Below are 17,085 nucleotides of genomic sequence, written 5' to 3' on the forward strand. Positions count from 1 at the left end.
CGATGGAGGGGAGGAAGCCTTCCGACCCTCAGCCGCCGCCCGATACGCTGCCCGATCCCTCCAGCCCGCCCCGGGCCGGGGGGCTTCCGGATCGCGAAACCCTGCGCCGGTTCGTGACCGAGGCCACCGGCCGCGTCGGGAAGCGCGAGATCGCGCGCGCCTTCAGCCTGGGCCCGGAACACAAGGCGGCGCTGCGCGACATGCTGCGCGAACTGGCGCTGGACGGCGCGCTGGTCCCGGCCGGCGCGCGCCGCTTCCGCGCGTCCGCCGCCATGCCCGAGGCAACGGTGGTGCAGATCACCGGCACCGACCCGGACGGCGACCCGATCGCCCGCCCCGTGATGTGGGAGGGCGACGGGCCGGCACCGGTCATCTTCATGCACCCCGAGCAGAAGGGCCGCCCTGCCCTGACGCCGGGCGAACGGGTGGTGGCGCGCCTCAAGCGCGTCGGCCCGGGCCGTTACGAGGGCCGCACCCTGCGCCGGCTGACCGACGCGCCGGGGCGCGTCGTCGGCCTGTTCCGCGCCACCCCGGCCGATCCGGCCGCCGCACCGCGCCGGGCGCAGGAGGCCGGACGCATCGTCCCCGCCGACCGCCGGTCCAAGGCGGAATGGATCGTCCCGGCGGGCGAGACGCTGGGCGCGGAGCCTGACGAGATCGTGGTCGCCGAGCCGCTGCCTATGGCGGGGCACGGGCTGAAACCCGCGCGGATCGTCGAACGGCTGGGCCCGATGGGCGACGCCCGCTCGGTCAGCCTGCTGGCGATCCACACCCACGCCATCCCCAACCAGTTCCCGGCCGATGCGCTGGCCGAGGCCGAGCGCGCGCGCGGCGTCTCGGCTGAAGGTCGCGAGGATCTGCGCGACGTGCCGCTGATCACGATCGACGGCGCCGACGCCCGAGACTTCGATGACGCGGTCTATGCCGAACCCTGGTCCGGGCCGGAGGGCATCGGCTTCCGCCTGATCGTGGCCATCGCCGACGTGGCGCATTACGTGCGCCCCGGCTCGACGCTGGACAGCGAGGCAAGGCGGCGCGGCAATTCGGTCTATTTTCCCGACCGGGTGGTGCCGATGCTGCCCGAGGCGCTGTCGAACGGCTGGTGCTCGCTGCGCCCCGGCGAGGATCGGGGCTGCCTGTTCGTGGAAATCCATATCGATGCGGAGGGCCGGAAACTGCGCCACCGCTTCGGCCGCGGCCTCATGCGCAGTGCCGCGCGCCTGACCTATGACGAGGTGCAGGCGATCGCGGATGGCGCGCAGGACAGCGCCCTGCCCGAGGGCATGATGGCCACGCTGTTCGATGCCTGGCGTGCCCTGTCGACGGCGCGGGCACAACGTGGCACGCTGGAACTCGACGTGCCGGAACGGGTGGTGCGACTCGACGAGACCGGGCGGATTACCGCCATCGAGCCCCGCATCCGCCACGACAGCCATCGCCTGATCGAGGATTTCATGGTGCTGGCCAACGTCGCCGCCGCCGAGGAACTGGAACGCCGCCGTCTTCCGTGCCTGTACCGCATCCACGCCCCGCCCTCGCCGGAACGGGCTGAGGCGATGCGTGACAATCTGTCCGCCATGGGCTTCGCCGTGCCGCCGGTCGGCACGCTGCATGCGCGCGACCTGGCCGGGGTGCTGGCCCGCGCCGCCGAGGGCGATGCGCCCACGCTGGTCAGCGAGACCATCCTGCGCGCGCAGAGCCAGGCCGAATACAGTCCCGACAATATCGGCCATTTCGGTCTGGCGCTGTCGTCCTATGCGCATTTTACCAGCCCCATCCGGCGCTATGCCGACCTGATGGTCCATCGGGCGCTGATCGGCATGGGCACGCACCCGCCCGATGCCATGCCCGCCGCCGACGCGGCGAAGCTGGAGGAGATCGGCCAGCAGGTCAGCACGGCCGAACGGCGCGCCATCCTGGCCGAGCGCGAGACGACCGAGCGCTATGTCGCCGCCTGGCTGACCGATCAGGTTGGTACGGAATTTACCGGCCATGTGTCGGGCGTGACCCGGTTCGGCGTGTTCGTGACATTGACGCAGACCGGGGCCAGCGGTCTGGTGCCGGTATCGACCCTGCCCGACGATGTCTGGACCCATGACGACAAGACCCACACCCTGCGCGGCCGCGACAGCGGACTGGTCCTGCGTCTGGGCCAGCCGGTCACCGTGCGCCTGGCCGAGGCGACGCCGGTGACCGGCGGCCTGCTCTTCACCCTGACGGACCCGCCACCCGTGCCCGCGCGCCGCGCCCGCGGCCAGCGCCCGCGCTGATGCGCCCCCGGGCCGCCTCGTCGGGGTGGATCGGCCGGCGGCGGCCCCTGCGGCTGCCGGCGCGGTCGGTCGCGATCATGCTGGTCGTCATCTATCTGATGACGCCAAGGCTGGCAGCCGCCGATGCGGCCCGCCCGGCGCTGGACACCAGCATGACGCAGGCCGTCCTCAACGCGGCCCTGACCTTCCTGCTGCCCCGCACGCTGGAGAGCCATACCTCGCGCGATTTCTGCCTGTGGGGCCTGAACGGACTGAGCGCGATCGACCCCGCCCTGACCGTGACGGACCGGGACGGCACCGTGCAGCTGGCCTTCGGGCAGGACGTATTGCTGCGCGTGCCCGACCCCGCCGAAACCGACCAGGCAGCCTGGACCGACGTGACGGTGCAGCTGATGCAGGCGGCATGGGGCCGGTCCTCCGCCGTGCGCGACGCGGGCGGCGGCGGATTGCTGCAGGGGTTCTTCGACGAACTGTTCAACCATATGGACCCGTATTCGCGCTACGTCGCGCCCGCACCGGCGACGACCGACCGCGACACCCGCACCGGCGGCGAGGCCGGAACGGGCCTGACCCTGGGGCGCGACGCGCGTTCGATCCTGATCACGGCGGTCAATGCCAATGGGCCGGCCTGGCCGGCGGGCCTGGTGGTCGGACAGCGGCTCTACGCGGTCGACGGCCGGTCCACCCGCGACCAGACGCCCCAGACGGTGACGCAATGGCTGCTGGGCGATCCCGGCAGCAGGGTGACGCTGCTGGTGGGGGACGAGCGCGCGCGTCGCACGATCACGCTGCACCGGGCCTCGGTCCCGCCCGAGACGGTCTTCGCCTATGCCGACGGGCATGTGGTGGTCATCCGCATCACCGCCTTTTCCGCCGATACCGCGCAGGAAATGAGCCAGTACCTGGACCAGGCGGGCGACGATCCGCATCTGCGCGGGCTGGTGATGGACCTGCGCGGCAACCGTGGCGGCGTGCTGCAACAGGCGGTCACGGCCAGCGCCCTGGTGCTGGATCGCGGCGTGGCGGTGGTCACCCATGGGCGCGACGCCCAGGCCAACCATGTCTGGGCCGTGCAGGGCGGCGACATGACCGGCGGCGTGCCGATCGTCGTACTGGTCGACGGGCGCACCGCCAGCGCCGCCGAGATCCTGGCCGCCGCCCTGGCCGACCACAGACGCGCCGTCGTGGTCGGCAGCGCCACGCTGGGCAAGGGGCTGGTGCAGACGATCGGCCAGATGCCCGACGGCGGCGAATTGTTCGTGACCTGGAGCCGCGTCCTGGCGCCGCTGGGCTGGCCGCTGCAAGGGCTGGGCGTGATGCCGCAGGTCTGCACCAGCCGGGGCGAGGCCGACCTGGAACGGCAGCTCCAGGACCTCGCGGCCGGCCAGGTGGACATGCGCGACACCGTGCAGGCGACGCGCGCCGTCCGCTTCCCCGTCGCCGTGTCGCACATCCTGGACCTGCGCAAGGCCTGCCCCGCCGCGATCGGCACCGATTCCGACCTGGACGCCGCCCGGTCGCTGCTCGACAATCCGGCGGAATATCGCGCCGCCCTGTCCGCCATCCCCGAGGAGGGCACCTATGCACCCCAAGCGGAGTAAGGCCCTGCCCGCCAGCCCGATCCGGAAGGCCGGATCGTGACCGAAGCCCGCCTGCGCGCCGGCCTGTGGGTCTCCGCCGTGGTCCGGCACGCGAACCAGAGCGGCCATCCGGCGATGGTCCTGCGGCGCGGCGACGCGGACGCGGGCGGCATCCTGGTCGTCCTTCTGGGGCGGGATGGCCGCCTGTCGGTCCTGGCGCAGACCCGCACGGCGGATGGCAGCCCGGCCTGGCTTCGCGGCACCGGACCCGACCCGGTCGACCAGGCCGCCGCCGACGCCTATGTCGCCCGGCAGGTGGGGCGTGACCCCGACCTGTGGGTGCTGGAATTCGACGCCCCGGACCTCACCCCACCGTTCGAGGCAACCCTGCTCTGATCCCCCGGGACGGGAACCTTGTGGGTGTGTCATACGCTCCACACCCGTCCCCCTCGCGACCGTCCGGCGCCGGTCTGGCCGCCGTACATGCCACCCTATGGATTGCCATCGGCGCGTCTTTCGGCAAAGAAGACAGAAATATAATGGACGACGCGCATTCATTCGACCGGGCCGCACAGTCAGCACACCCGGCTTAAGGGAGAAATCAGACCATGACAGTGCGGCACGGATTGCTTGGAGGAACGATTCTGGCGGCGGCGTTCGCCCTCGGTTCCACGCTCTCCGTCGCCCCGGCCTTCGCCCAACCCGTCCAGGGCCTGTATGTGGCCGGCGAGGGCGGGGCGACCTTCAATCAGGACCAGCGCGTGCGCTCCTCGCCCAATTTTCCCGACGGGCGCGACAAGTACCATACCGGGGCGGTCGGAATCGGCAGCGTCGGCTGGGGCCTGGGCAACGGCTTCCGCGTGGAGGTCGAGGGCAATTACCGCAATAACGGCCTGAAGAACTTCAATTCCGGTGCTCTGCCCTCCAGCCATGTGGGCGGACGGCAGCAGACCTACGGGGTCATGGCCAATGCGCTGTTCGACATGGATATCGGCAAGAGCTGGCTCTACCCCTATTTCGGCGCGGGCGTGGGTTATGCCTGGCAGTCGATGAATGCCTCCGTCATGGGGCCGGGCTTCAACCAGCAGATCGGCGGCACGTTCGGCAATTTCGCCTATCAGGGCATCTTCGGCCTCGCCTTCCCGGTGCCATGGGTCGTCGGCCTGTCGGCAACGGCGGAATACCGGTTCTGGAGCATGCTCGGCCCGCAATCCCATGGCGCGACGTCCATCGGCACCATCGGCGGCTACAACGCCAGCCGGCTCTATGGCGCCGCGACGGGCAACCGCGACACCATGACCGACTTCAACCATTCGCTGATGCTCGGCCTGCGCTACGAGTTCAACCCGGCTCCGCCCCCGGCCCCGCCGTCGGTGGAGCCCGCGGCCCCGGCCCCCACGCAGACCCGGACCTACCTGGTGTTCTTCGACTGGGATAAATCCGGCCTGTCGGACCGTGCGCGGGCCATCGTGGCAACAGCCGCCCAGGCCTCGACCCACACCCAGACCACGCGGATCGAGGTCAACGGCTATACCGACAATTCCGCCGCCCATCCCGGTCCACGCGGCGCGCGCTACAACATGGCGCTGTCACTCCGCCGCGCCCAGGCCGTGCAGGCCGAACTGATCCGCGACGGCGTACCCGGCACCGCAATCGACATCCACGGCTTCGGCGAAGACCACCCGCTGGTCCCCACCGGCCCCAACACCCGCGAACCCCAGAACCGCCGCGTCGAGATCATCCTGAAATAGGGTCAAGCTCGGGCTCTGCCCGAACCCGCAAGGGGCCAGTCGGCCCCTTGACCCCCTTTCGTTTTAATCCACACCGTTTTGGCCCGGAAACGTGGGCTGGTGAGCGAGAGCGGCCCAAAGGGCCGCGCCCGTCGTGTGTTTCCGAGCACCGGAGCGGAGCGGCCTTGATGGCCGTGAGCACCGGAGCGCAGGAAACGCGCGTCGGATCGCCGCCAGCGCGCGTTTACGGGCCAAAACGTCAGGTGAGGCCGGTAAAGAGGGACGTGGAAAGATAGCGTTCGGCGAAGGAAGGGGCGATGACGACGATCGTCTTGCCCGCATGCTCCGGCTGCTCCGCCAGCTTCAGCGCCGCATGCAGCGCCGCCCCCGACGAGATCCCGATCGGCACGCCATCCAGCCGCGCACACCGCCTTGCGGCCGCGATCGCCTCACGCTCAGACACCGTCAGCACGCCGTCCAGCGCCGGCAGGTCCAGCGTGCGGGGACAGAAGCCGGGGCCGATCCCCTGGATACCGTGCGGACCGGCCTCGTCCCCGTTCAGGATTGCGCTTTCCACCGGCTCCACGCCATAGACCGCCAGCCCCGGCTTGCGCGGCTTCAGCGCATGGGCAATGCCGCTGGCCGTGCCGCCGGTGCCCACGCCGGCCACCACGATATCGACCGCACCTTCCGTGTCGGTCCAGATCTCCTCGGCAGTGGTCAGGGCATGAATGGTCGGGTTGTCGGCATTTTCGAACTGGCGCGGCATCCACGCATGCGGCGTCTTCTTCACGATGTCCTCGGCCCGGGCGATGGCACCGGCCATGCCCAGCCGGGACGGGGTCAATTGCAGTTCCGCATCCAGCAGGCGCAGCATCTTGCGCCGCTCCATCGACGCGCCCTCGGGCATGGTCACGATCAGCCGATAGCCGCGCGCAACAGCGACGAACGCCAGTGAAATGCCGGTATTGCCCGATGTCGGCTCCACCAGCACGGTACGCCCCGGCGTGATGTCGCCCCGCTGCTCGGCGGCCAGCACCATGGCGGCGCCGATCCGGTCCTTGACCGACCCCAGCGGATTGAAAAATTCCAGCTTCATCAGGATTCGGCTGGCCACCTCGTCCTCGCGCATCAGGCGCGGCAGGGCGACCAGCGGGGTGCCGCCGACCGTATCCACGATCGAGTCGTACACCCGCCCACGCGGCCCGGCCAGGCCCAGATGGCCGTCCGCCGCCACTGAATGATCCATGGGTCGCTCCTTCCTTCAACGCACTGACGCGGATTTAATCGTAATAGCTGACATAATCCATCATCACACCAAACAGAAGCGTGGATCATCGCCGTCGATCCTGCTAGCCTCACGCCCGGCGCGTGTCCGGTCGTCGGACACACCATGGATTGCAGGAGAAATCGGGAATGCTGCTTCGGCGTGACAGGGCCATGATCGCGGTGCTCATCATGCTCGACGTCGCGTTCCATGCCGGACGCACCGGAACCGTCAGCGCCGCCGACATCGCCGAGCGCGCCGGGCTGGCACGACGGGGCATCGAACCGCTGCTCCAGACATTGTCGCGTTCCAGCCTGCTGGAAAGCGTGCGCGGGCCGCGCGGCGGCTACCGGCTGGGCCGCCCGCGGCGCGACATCACCGTGGCCGATATCGTCGAGGTCGCGACGGCCGACGATTCGTCGTCCGATGACGGTCCGATGGGCCAGCTTTTCACCCGCGTCATCGATCCGTGCTGGCAGAAGCTGGACGATACCGTGTCGGCCCAGTGCCGCAAGCTGACCCTGGACGATCTGGTCCACCGGGCGGAATCGAGCGGCATGCGCCGTCCGCTGGCCGAGCCGATCAGCTTTTCGATCTGATTTTTCCCCGCCGCATGCGGGGATGGGCGGGGGAATGCCCCCCGCCGCCTCCCATCACGGATGAGTGGTCTTGGCGCGACGCCTGGTCGCCGCCCTGCTCGTGCTCTTGGCCGGCGCGGGTGCCGGGGTCGGGGCCATCACCATGGGGGTCGGCACCACCACGCCGGTCGCATCGACCGTCGCCGTGACATCCAGCGTATCGCGCGGCTGACCGGGGCCACGGATCAGCGTCACGCTGAAATGGTCCTGCCCGGCATAGGCCGTGTTGGGCGTGTACATCACATACGTGTGATTGTTGTAATTATACAGGAACGCCTTGCCGTGCTCCGGCGCCGGCGCAACGCCGAACGAGGCATAGGACCGTTCCCCGTCCTGCTGGACCAGAACGCCGCAATTGCCGTCATCGCTGCGCACGGACATCGTCGCCGTCTTCTGGGCCGGCCCGGCCGACTTGACGGGGCTGACCTGGCAGACCGCCGAACGCTTCATATAGCCGAACGGGTCGGGGGGACCCGCGATCTGGAGCCCAGGCTTGTTTTGACATCCGGCCAGCACGGCAGACGCCGCCACCAGAATTGCAGAAGACAATCGCACGCGCACTCGTCAACTCCGCTCGCTCAAGAACCGGCCCGCACCAGGCTGCCGCGAATCGTCCGGCAACGCTCTAGAACAGTACCGGGATGCACATAAAGACCCAATCCGATCCTCACGGATCGGCAATCACGGATGGCAGGGGCCGGCAAAACGCGCCATGGTGCGACGAGCAGTCGTGACCCCAAAATTTGATTGCCAACACTCTGGTCAGGGTTATGCTGCCATTATAGAACGCTAGCAAGTCCAGTTCACATGCCGGTTCATGTCATCGACAACGACCCGGCACAGCTTTCCGGTCGGTCGGGAGAAACCTTATCATGACGTTTCCCATTTGGCGCGCCGCCGTGGCCGGCCTGGTCCTTGCCGGGCTTGTGAACGGACAGGCCGCATTCGCAGCCGGCGCCTGCACCTCCTCGCCCGCGCATGAGGCCTTCGACGTGCAGGGTCTCAAGAGCGAGCTGATGGTGACGGCCCTGTCGTGCAGCATGCAGGACCGCTACAACGCCTTCGTCGAACGCTTCCGCCCCAGGCTACTGGACGAGGAAGGGGCGCTGAACGCCTATTTTCGCACCACCTACGGCCGGGGCGCCCAGCGCGAGCATGACGACTACATCACCCAGCTCGCCAACGTGCAGTCCGAACGCGGGCTGAAGGCCGGCACCGCCTTCTGCAACCAGCGCGCGGCGATGTTCGACGAGGTCGCGGTGCTGGAAAGCGCGCAGGACCTGTCGCGCTACGCCCAGGCCAAGGACATCATCCAGCCCGCATCGTACGAAACCTGCGCCGCGCCCGAGCGCGTGCTGCACTCGGAAGTCCGCAGCCGCTCGCGCGCCCGGGCCGCCCACACCACCCGGAGCTGATACGCGCCTCCGGGACATGGCACGTGGCTCCGGCCACGCGCCTGCTTGACAGGGAACGGGGCTGCGGAACAAAGAACAGTCCATGAACGACGATCTCTTTTCCGCGCCGCGCCCGAAGCGGGAGTCGCGCCCCCGCGCGACCGGGGCCACCGCACCGGCTCCAGCCAGCGCGGCCGAGACGTACGATGCCAGCGCCATCGAGGTGCTGGAGGGGCTGGAGCCCGTCCGGCGGCGCCCCGGCATGTATATCGGCGGCACGGATGAAGGCGCGTATCATCACCTGGCCGCTGAGATCCTGGACAATGCGATGGACGAGGCTGTGGCCGGCCACGCCACCACCATCGACGTCACGCTGGATGAAGGCGACTGGCTGACCATCCGCGACAATGGCCGGGGCATTCCGGTCGATCCGCATCCCAAATTCAAGGATCGCTCGGCGCTGGAGGTCATCCTGACCACGCTGCACGCGGGCGGGAAATTCTCGGGCAAGGCCTATGCCACCTCGGGCGGCCTGCACGGCGTGGGCTCGTCGGTGGTCAATGCGCTGGCGGCGCGGATGGAGGTCGAGGTCGCGCGCGACCGCACCCTGTGGCGCCAGGCCTATGAACGCGGCCATCCGGTGACGAAGCTGGAGAAGGTGGGGCCGACCCAGAACCGGCGCGGCACCCAGATCCGCTTCACCCCCGATCCGCAGATCTTCGGGCGCCTCCATTTCTCGCCCGCGCGCCTGTACAAACTGTGCCGCTCCAAGGCCTATCTGTATCGCGGCGTGACCATCCGCTGGGCCTGCGACCCGGCGCTGATCCGTGACAGCGACATTCCCGCCGAGGCGGTGCTGCATTTCCCCGGCGGCGTGGCCGACAGCCTGCGCGACGAGCTGGGCACGGCCGCGCTGCTGGCCGAGATGTGGTCCGGCGACGCCGACCTGCCGGTCGGGCCGGATGGCGCCGAGACCGGCCGCATGGAATGGGCGGTGGCGTTCCTGGAATCCGGGTCGTCCAGCCTGGCCTCCTACTGCAACACCATCCCCACCCCGCAGGGCGGCACGCACGAGGCCGGATTCCGCACGGCATTGCTGAAGGGCTTCCGCGCCTGGGGCGAGCAGCGGTCGAACCGCCGCGCCTCGGCCATCGCGGCCGACGACATTCTCGGGATCATCGCCGCCAAATTGTCGGTCTTCATCCGCGATCCGCAATTCCAGGGCCAGACCAAGGAAAAACTGACCTCGTCCGAAGCCGGCCGCCTGGTCGAGACCGCGCTGCGCGACCGGTTCGAGCAATGGCTGGCCGGCCATCCGGCGCAGGCGGACAACCTCCTGGCCTTCATCATCGAGCGCGCCGAGGAACGGCTGCGCCGCAAGGATCTGAAGGACACGCCGCGCAAGAGCGCCACACGGCGCCTGCGCCTGCCGGGCAAGCTGACCGACTGCACGCGCGAGAACGCGGCCGAGACCGAGATCTTCCTGGTCGAGGGCGATTCCGCCGGCGGTTCCGCCAAACAGGCCCGCAACCGCGAGACGCAGGCGGTGCTGCCGCTGCGCGGCAAGATCCTGAACGTCGCCAGCGCCTCGACCGAGAAGCTGCGCGCCAACCAGGAACTGCGCGACCTGGTCGAAGCCCTGGGCTGCGGCATCGGCGAACGGTTCGACGCCACGCGCCTGCGCTACGGTCGCGTCATCATCATGACCGACGCCGACGTGGACGGGGCGCATATCGCGTCGCTGCTGATGACCTTCTTCTACCGCGAACTGCCCGAACTGATCCGCCGGGGGCATATCTATCTGGCCCAGCCGCCGCTCTACCGCCTGACCCAGGGCGGCCGGACGGTCTATGCGATGAATGACGCCGACCGTGAGCGGAAGCTGAAATCGGATTTCAAGCCCAACGCCAAAATCGAGATCTCACGCTTCAAGGGCCTGGGCGAAATGCCGCCGGGCGACCTGAAGCAGACGACGATGGACCCCAGGAAACGCACGCTGCTGCAGGTCGTCACCCGACCCGAGGATCGCGCGCTGACCAGCGACCGCGTCGAGCAGCTGATGGGCCGCAAGGCGGAATCGCGCTTCCAGTTCATCCAGGAACATGCCCGCCTGGTCGAGGAACTGGACGTCTGATCGCCCATGTCTCCTGACCATTCTCCTGACCATCCCCGCGCATCCCTGGCCGAACGATGACCACGGCCGCGCATTCCGCGGCCGGAGACGAACAGACGCAGGGTCCGCTGGCCGGCATCCTGCTGGTCGTGGGGGGCATGGTCTCGTTCCAGGTCGGCGGTTCGTTCGCCAAGCTGCTGTTTCCCGTCTTCGGGCCCCTGGGCACGGTCAGCCTGCGCCTGTGGATCGCCGCCATCGTGCTGGGCATCCTGACGCGTCCCTGGCGCGCGGCGCCGAACCGGGCGACCCTGAAGCTGGTCCTGTGGTACGGCGCCTCGATCGGCGTGATGAACATGGCGTTCTACCTGTCGCTGGAGCGCCTGCCGCTGGGCGTGGCGGTGGCGGTCGAGTTCCTGGGGCCGCTGATCCTGTCCCTGTCGGGCGCGCGGCGCGCGCGCGAACTGCTGCTGTTTCCCGTCATCGTCGGGGGGCTGTACCTGCTGCTGCAACCCGGCGCGGCGCTGGCCGGCCACCCGCTCGACCTGCTGGGCGTAGCCTATGGGCTGATGGCCGCGGCGGCCTGGGCTGCCTATATCGTGACCGGCGGCCGGGTCAGCCGGCGGATCGACGCGGCACGTGCCACGGCACTCGGCCAGGCGGTCGGCGCCGTGCTGGTCACGCCGCTGATCGCGGCGACCCTGCCCGTCGCCGCCAGGCATCCGCATGCCGCCCTGCTGGCCTGCTTCGTCGCCATTCTCTCGTCCGCCCTGCCCTACACGCTGGAAATGCTGGCCATGAAGCGGCTGCATCCCCGCCAGTTCGGCATCCTGACCAGCCTCGACCCGGCAGTGGCCGCCATCATCGGGCTGGCCTTGCTGGGCGAACATCTGGCCCCCGCGCAATGGGCGGGAATCCTGTGCATCGTGCTGAGTTCGATCACCGGCGTCCTGCTCCAGCGCCCCGGCCAGGAAACCGCGCCGGTACTGCCCGAGATGTAGCGGGCCCATCCGGCGCCCTGCCCTCCCCACCGACCGAGGACCGCGATAGATTCGCAACGATCGGACAGCGAGGAGAGAGACATGACCGACCGGATGGTCTTCTACAGCCAGATGGACAATCCCGAACCCTGGCGGGCCGCGCTGCATGCGGCCCTGCCCGACCTGGGGTTCGAACTGGCCGACGCGGTCACCGACACCGCCGGGATACGCTATGCGCTGGTCTGGAACCCGCCGCAGGGATTCTTCGCCCGTTTTCCCGACCTGTGCATGATCGTCAGCCTGGGCGCCGGCGTGGATGCGCTGGTGGCGCGCGACGACCTGCCGCCCGGCGTGGCGATCACCCGGCTGCAGGACCCGATGATGTCGCGGATGATGGCCAGCTACGTCCTGTTCGCAACGCTGCGCCTGGCCCGCGACATTCCAGCCTTCGCGGCCGCGCAGCGCAAGGGACGGTGGCACTTCATCGAACCCCGCCCCCTCTCGCACACGCGTGTCGGCATCATGGGATTGGGCGAGCTGGGCCTGTTCGCGGCACGGGAATGCGCGCAACTGGGCTTTACGGTCAGCGGCTGGTCGCGCAGCCCGAAAGCCGAGCCCGGCATCACCTGCCATGCGGGAATGGACAGCCTCCCTGCCTTCCTCGGCGAATGCGATATCCTGGTCTGCATGCTGCCCAAGACGCCGCAGACCACCGGCCTGCTGAATGCCGAACGGCTGGCGATGCTGCCGCAGGGCGCGGGCTTCATCAATGTCGCGCGCGGCGCCATCGTCGATGAGGACGCGCTGGTCGCCGCCCTGCGCTCCGGCCGGATCGGACAGGCCACGCTGGACGTCTTCAGCCAGGAACCGCTGCCCGGCGATCATCCGCTGTGGCACCTCGACAATGTGCTGATCACGCCGCACGTGGCCTCGGTCGCCCTGCCGGACTCGGCGGCACCACAGGTGGCCGAGAATATCCGCCGCCTGCGCGCCGGCCTGCCAGTGCGCGATGCCGTGGATGTCGCGCGCGGTTACTGACGGGGCCGGAATGACGCAATCGGGCGGCTACAATACGCATGAATCCGCCCTTGGTGCGGGCGGCCTGTGGTTTCCACGGCACAGGTCGATCCGGCTTTTGAACAAAAAGCCATCAGTTTTTTGATAAAAATTCGTCCATGAATTTCTGCTGACAATTTAATTGAATTTCCTGATTCTTAATACTCGTCCTCCCCTACGGTCTTCGCAATCGCGCAGCGTTCATGTTGCATAACGGCAACATGATGCAAGAAATCCGTAACAGACGGCACACGAGCGGTCGACACGCCCGTTATGATCATGTGTAGTTTTTGTTAACGCGCTGTAACAGGCCAATGACACATGCTCAGGGAGCTCCACGGCACATCGCATTCACCGGACATCCGGAACGAGATGGGACGCGGCCGCCCGTTAAATCCTGTCGGAATCGCTCGGATTCCGCCGGATTTTCCGGTCGGAACGCCTGGCATCGCATACAGCGCACCATTCTGATCAAGACACTGGCTTACCAATCTTCACGTTGATATCTTTGGAGCAATCATGGGCGATCGCCAGATCAAGCAGACGACCGCACGAACTCTTCGCCGAAAGAACGTTCTTCTTCTCGCCTTCACGGCCATGAGCGGGGTGATGTATTCCTCCGCTTACGCCCAGAGCGCGCAGACGGCGACACAGACCCCGCGCAAGCCCCATGTCCGGACGACCAAGGCCGCCAAGGCCATGAAGTCGACCCCGGCAACACCGGCCGTGGCCGCACCGGTCGTGGCCCCGGCCACCCGCAACGCTTCGGTCCTCTCGGCCGCGGCCGAAGCCCCCGCACCGGAGACCGCCTCGAAGGCCGAGACGATCATGGTGACGGGTTCGCTGTTCCGCGATCCGAACACGAGCAGCGCATCACCGATCACGCGCATCACGGCGAAAGACCTGCAGCAGCGCGGTATCAAGACAGTAACCGACGCCCTGCAGCTTCTATCGTCGAATGGCGGCGGCAACCTGACCAATGCATGGTCGGCCGGTGGCGGCTTCGCGGCTGGCGCCTCGGCACCGTCGCTGCGCGGGCTCAGCACCGATTCGACCCTGGTGCTGATGGACGGGCAACGCCTGTCCTACTACCCGCTGGCCGACGACGGGGAGCGTAACTTCGTCGACACCAACTGGATGCCGCAATCCATCATGCAGTCGGTCGACGTGCTGCAGGATGGCGGGTCGGCCACCTACGGCGCCGACGCGGTCGCGGGCGTGGTCAACATGATCACCCGCAAGGAAATCCAGGGCTTCGAAGGCAATGCCGAAGGCGGCCTGACCCAGCGCGGCGATGCCGGCCACCAGCGGCTCTACGCCACCTATGGCCATGGCGACCTTGCGCGCGATGGCTACAATTTTTACGTCAACTCGGAATACCAGCAGGACGATCCGCTCTATTATCGTCAGCTCGGCTATCCTTACAATAACGGCGACCTGACCGGCATCGGCGGCACAAACGGCAACGACAATGTCGTTTCCAACGGCACGATCACCAACTTTGCGGCGACGCCGGGTGCAATCGTCCATCCGGTCGACGGATCCGGTAAGGCAACCGGCCCGTGGCAGCTTCTGAACCCGTCAGGCTGCAACAGCCTGGGAGGCATCGTTGCAACCGGAACGGTCACCGGCACGCCGGGCATCAGCCAGGCCTGCACGATGAACACGCAGAAATATGAACAGGTTGCCCCTGATCTGCGTCGTGTCAGTGCCAGCGCGCATTTCACCGCGAACGTGACCGACCGCTCGCAACTGGTCGCGATGTTCAACTGGTCGCAGGCCCGTTCAACCGTTACCGGCACGCCATACGGCACCTACGGCAGTTCGTCCTATTCCCAGGCCCGGCTGGCCACGGCGCAGAATACCTATCTGCCCATATACCTGCCTGACGGGTCGCTGAACCCGAACAATCCGTTCGCGGCTCAAGGTGAGGAAGCGCAGGTGTCCGCCCGCTTCGGCGACCTGATCCCCACCACCACCGAAACCAGCTCGAACTTCCGCGGATCGGTTCGCTATTCCGGCTGGGCGCCGTCCAACTGGGGTTCGGACTGGAATTACGACGCCAATTTCGTCGGCATGAACACACTGCTGAACCAGACAATCACCGGCGTTCCGACGATCAATGGCATCAACAATGCGATCCTCAACGGCACCTACAATTTCGTCGATCCGTCGCAGAACTCGCGCTCCGTCCTGAATTCGATCGCGCCGCGGAACGTGACCAATGCCCGCACGCAGGAATATTCGGGCGAACTGTCGGCCAGCAAGGGCCTTTTCCACCTGCCGGGTGGCATGGCCAAGCTGGCGATCGGCGGCAATGTCCGATGGGAAGCACTGAACGCCCCGAACGCCAATCCGCTGAATCCGAACGATCCCGGCGCGCAATATACCAGCTATATCAATCCGGTGAATGCACGCGGCAGCCGCTGGGTCGAATCCGGCTTTTTCGAAGCTGATCTTCCGTTCGTAAAGATGCTGGATGCCACGGTGTCCGGCCGTTACGACAATTATTCCGAAGGCTTCAGCCACTTCTCGCCGAAAGTCGGAGTGAATTTCAAACCGATCGACAAGCTGACATTGCGAGGCACTTTCTCGAAGGGATTCCGCGTTCCCAGCTTCGCTGAAACCGGCGGATCGAACGTCGGGTACATCAATTATACCCCGACCAATGCCGCCTTCATCAGTCAGCATCTGAACGCTGACGGCTCGCCGGACAACTACGCCCAGACCTACCGGATTGGCCAGAACAGCGCGGGCAACCCGGATCTGCGGCCCGAAACCTCGACCAACTTCTCTGGTGGCCCGGTCTACCGTCCGACCCGATGGCTGACGCTGAGCGCCAACTACTATTATATCCGCAAGAATCACTATATCGCGCCGAACCCGATCCCGCTTTCGAGCGTTGCGGACAATTGGCTGACCTCCGGAAATGCAAACCTGCCTTCGTCCGTAACGGTTACGCCGGACATCGCCGATCCGCAGCACCCCGAGGGTCAGCGTCGCCCCGGAATCGTCAACCTGGGTTATGTCAACACCAATAAGCTGGTGACCGACGGTTTCGACCTGTCGATGGAAATCAACACCCAGCTGCCGGGCTTCCTGCATGAAGTGCATTGGTACAGCAAAGGCAGCGCCACGTTCGTCGACAAGATGAACCTGACGAATCCTGATGGATCGGTGTACCGCTTCGCCGGAACGCTCGGACCTTACGGTGCGGTTTCGGCTTCCGGCACGCCGAAATGGCGCGCCAACTGGTCGAACACCTTCACCTGGAAGAAACTGGCCGTCACGCCGACCGTCTATTATACCAGTGGCTACAAGACGACGGCCGAAGATCAGAGCGGCTCTGGAACCGCCAACAACTGCGCCGACGCTCAGGCCGGCAATAACTTTGTTCCGTCTCAGTGCAGGGTCAAAGGTTGGTGGGATGTCGACCTGACGCTCAACTACCAGTTCAGCCCGCGCTGGTCCGCCTATGCCAACGTCTACAATCTACTGGGCTTCCGGGCACCGTACGATTTCGGCACCTATGGCGGCTATCTCTACAACTCTTCATGGTCGCAGCAGGGCGTCGTCATGCGCTCGTTCCAGTTCGGCGTGAACGTCAAACTCTGACGAAACCCAGCGCAATAAGGGAGGGGGTGGTCCAAGGACCACCCCCTTTTTTTTGCATACCGACTTGCGCCCGAGGACGACCCTTGTCCGGTTCGCTTCCTGGCCCGATGATCCGTTAACCATCCCGCAGTCATGACCTGCCTCTATCCGGCTTATTTTCCTGGCAGACCGGGCAAATAAACAATGACGGCCGGCCGACCCTATTCCATGGTCTGCCGCCCCCACGCTTCAGCATGTATCCCGGACCAGCCTTCGCCGCTCGGTACTCCGCGCCAAATGTCGTCAGCCGGAAAAAGAGCACCACAGTGCGCGCGAATCACGCCTCAGAGCCTGCATCAGAAAGCGGTCTGATTAATTTTCCGCAGAACTCTGCGGATATGGGCGATCATCAACCAGGCGTGGGATGACGAGATTGTTGCCTCGACATCCTTCGTGAGGCGGCGGC

The 17,085-nt window shown here is 66.9% G+C and carries 12 protein-coding genes and 1 pseudogene; 10 read left to right on the forward strand and 3 right to left on the reverse strand.

Annotated features, from left to right (window positions below; genetic code table 11):
• The first annotated feature begins 2 nt into the window (after positions 1–2).
• The 4 genes from rnr to HLH29_RS17075 all read left to right on the forward strand — a co-directional run bounded on the left by rnr (position 3) and on the right by HLH29_RS17075 (position 5,601).
• A complete protein-coding gene (gene rnr / locus HLH29_RS17060; protein WP_182968580.1) occupies positions 3–2,270 on the forward strand; it encodes a ribonuclease R in 2,268 nt (755 codons plus the stop codon).
• Positions 2,270–3,871, forward strand: coding sequence for a S41 family peptidase (locus HLH29_RS17065; protein WP_182968581.1), 1,602 nt, complete (start codon positions 2,270–2,272; stop codon positions 3,869–3,871). The genes rnr and HLH29_RS17065 overlap by 1 nt, the downstream gene beginning before the upstream one ends.
• 36 nt (positions 3,872–3,907) lie before the next feature.
• Positions 3,908–4,246 carry a DUF1491 family protein gene (locus tag HLH29_RS17070; RefSeq protein ID WP_182968582.1) on the forward strand — a complete coding sequence of 113 codons (339 nt, stop codon included), beginning with the start codon at positions 3,908–3,910 and terminating at the stop codon, positions 4,244–4,246.
• A gap of 212 nt (positions 4,247–4,458) precedes the next feature.
• The gene (locus HLH29_RS17075) at positions 4,459–5,601 is read left to right on the forward strand and encodes an OmpA family protein (RefSeq protein ID WP_182968583.1); all 1,143 of its coding nucleotides are present in this window, start codon (positions 4,459–4,461) and stop codon (positions 5,599–5,601) included.
• 238 nt (positions 5,602–5,839) lie between these two features.
• Here the strand turns inward: HLH29_RS17075 and cysK are convergent, their stop codons facing one another.
• Positions 5,840–6,829, reverse strand: a complete 990-nt coding sequence (gene cysK / locus HLH29_RS17080) for a cysteine synthase A (RefSeq protein WP_182968584.1) — start codon at positions 6,827–6,829, stop codon at positions 5,840–5,842.
• Positions 6,830–6,996: 167 nt separating this feature from the next.
• Between cysK and HLH29_RS17085 the strand changes: the two genes are divergently transcribed.
• Positions 6,997–7,446 (forward strand): RrF2 family transcriptional regulator, encoded by a 450-nt coding sequence (locus tag HLH29_RS17085; RefSeq protein ID WP_182968585.1) that lies wholly within the window; start codon positions 6,997–6,999, stop codon positions 7,444–7,446.
• A 54-nt stretch (positions 7,447–7,500) separates the two neighbouring features.
• Here the strand turns inward: HLH29_RS17085 and HLH29_RS17090 are convergent, their stop codons facing one another.
• Complete coding sequence (locus HLH29_RS17090) at positions 7,501–8,040, reverse strand: hypothetical protein (RefSeq protein ID WP_408871989.1); 540 nt, start codon at positions 8,038–8,040, stop codon at positions 7,501–7,503.
• Between the two features lie 317 nt (positions 8,041–8,357).
• Here HLH29_RS17090 and HLH29_RS17095 point away from each other — a divergent pair, with 317 nt between their 5' ends.
• The 5 genes from HLH29_RS17095 (at position 8,358) to HLH29_RS17115 (ending at position 16,640) form a co-directional block, all read left to right on the forward strand.
• Entirely contained in the window at positions 8,358–8,900 is a 543-nt protein-coding gene (locus HLH29_RS17095; protein ID WP_182968587.1) for a hypothetical protein, read from the forward strand.
• A gap of 82 nt (positions 8,901–8,982) precedes the next feature.
• Positions 8,983–11,013, forward strand: coding sequence for a DNA topoisomerase IV subunit B (gene parE / locus HLH29_RS17100; protein ID WP_182968588.1), 2,031 nt, complete (start codon positions 8,983–8,985; stop codon positions 11,011–11,013).
• A 56-nt stretch (positions 11,014–11,069) separates the two neighbouring features.
• Positions 11,070–11,990, forward strand: a complete 921-nt coding sequence (locus HLH29_RS17105; RefSeq protein WP_182968589.1) for an EamA family transporter — start codon at positions 11,070–11,072, stop codon at positions 11,988–11,990.
• An 81-nt stretch (positions 11,991–12,071) separates the two neighbouring features.
• Entirely contained in the window at positions 12,072–13,007 is a 936-nt protein-coding gene (locus HLH29_RS17110; protein WP_182968590.1) for a 2-hydroxyacid dehydrogenase, read from the forward strand.
• A gap of 537 nt (positions 13,008–13,544) precedes the next feature.
• On the forward strand, positions 13,545–16,640 hold the full coding sequence (locus HLH29_RS17115) for a TonB-dependent receptor plug domain-containing protein (RefSeq protein WP_246374379.1): 3,096 nt from the start codon (positions 13,545–13,547) through the stop codon (positions 16,638–16,640).
• 335 nt (positions 16,641–16,975) lie between these two features.
• Here the strand turns inward: HLH29_RS17115 and HLH29_RS17120 are convergent.
• A pseudogene (locus tag HLH29_RS17120) lies at positions 16,976–17,085 on the reverse strand (IS5/IS1182 family transposase); the annotation flags it as partial.

The organism is Gluconacetobacter tumulicola, assembly GCF_014174215.1.
Lineage (GTDB): Bacteria > Pseudomonadota > Alphaproteobacteria > Acetobacterales > Acetobacteraceae > Gluconacetobacter > Gluconacetobacter tumulicola.

Bases quoted from the DNA above. Each gene is read 5' to 3' on its own strand.
- rnr (WP_182968580.1), top strand. From the start codon at position 3: ATGGAGGGGAGGAAGCCTTCCGACCCTCAGCCGCCGCCCGATACGCTG.
- HLH29_RS17065 (WP_182968581.1), top strand. From the start codon at position 2,270: ATGCGCCCCCGGGCCGCCTCGTCGGGGTGGATCGGCCGGCGGCGGCCC.
- HLH29_RS17075 (WP_182968583.1), top strand. From the start codon at position 4,459: ATGACAGTGCGGCACGGATTGCTTGGAGGAACGATTCTGGCGGCGGCG.
- cysK (WP_182968584.1), bottom strand. From the start codon at position 6,829: ATGGATCATTCAGTGGCGGCGGACGGCCATCTGGGCCTGGCCGGGCCG.
- HLH29_RS17085 (WP_182968585.1), top strand. From the start codon at position 6,997: ATGCTGCTTCGGCGTGACAGGGCCATGATCGCGGTGCTCATCATGCTC.
- HLH29_RS17095 (WP_182968587.1), top strand. From the start codon at position 8,358: ATGACGTTTCCCATTTGGCGCGCCGCCGTGGCCGGCCTGGTCCTTGCC.
- parE (WP_182968588.1), top strand. From the start codon at position 8,983: ATGAACGACGATCTCTTTTCCGCGCCGCGCCCGAAGCGGGAGTCGCGC.
- HLH29_RS17105 (WP_182968589.1), top strand. From the start codon at position 11,070: ATGACCACGGCCGCGCATTCCGCGGCCGGAGACGAACAGACGCAGGGT.
- HLH29_RS17110 (WP_182968590.1), top strand. From the start codon at position 12,072: ATGACCGACCGGATGGTCTTCTACAGCCAGATGGACAATCCCGAACCC.
- HLH29_RS17115 (WP_246374379.1), top strand. From the start codon at position 13,545: ATGGGCGATCGCCAGATCAAGCAGACGACCGCACGAACTCTTCGCCGA.